This window comes from Pauljensenia sp. UMB6358 (assembly GCF_030216865.1).
Classification (GTDB): Bacteria; Actinomycetota; Actinomycetes; order Actinomycetales; family Actinomycetaceae; genus Pauljensenia; species Pauljensenia turicensis_A.
Map to the genome: position 1 here is coordinate 1 of NZ_JASOMS010000214.1, position 254 is coordinate 254.

General features: G+C 49.6%; 1 protein-coding gene. It reads left to right on the forward strand.

What is annotated here, in order from left to right; genetic code table 11:
- The coding region (locus tag QP381_RS09220) for a hypothetical protein (RefSeq protein ID WP_285068726.1) at window positions 1-254 on the forward strand (254 nt) is incomplete at both ends.

Genomic DNA, 254 nt, shown 5'->3' on the forward strand with positions numbered 1-254 from the left:
TTTTCATCGGCCTGTGGTCCTACGTGGACGACAACGGGGTTGGGCGGTTTGACTTGGCTTCGATTGCTGGTGATTTGTTCGTTCAGGATCTTTGCGACAACCCTCGCGACACCCTCGCGAGACTATCGCGAGCATTGCAGCAAATTATTTCAAATGGTCTCGCAGTTGTTTACGAGATCGAAAGCAAGGATTTTATATTCATCACTGGATGGTATAAACATCAGCGTATCGACCGGCCCAATAAGGCGCGGCTT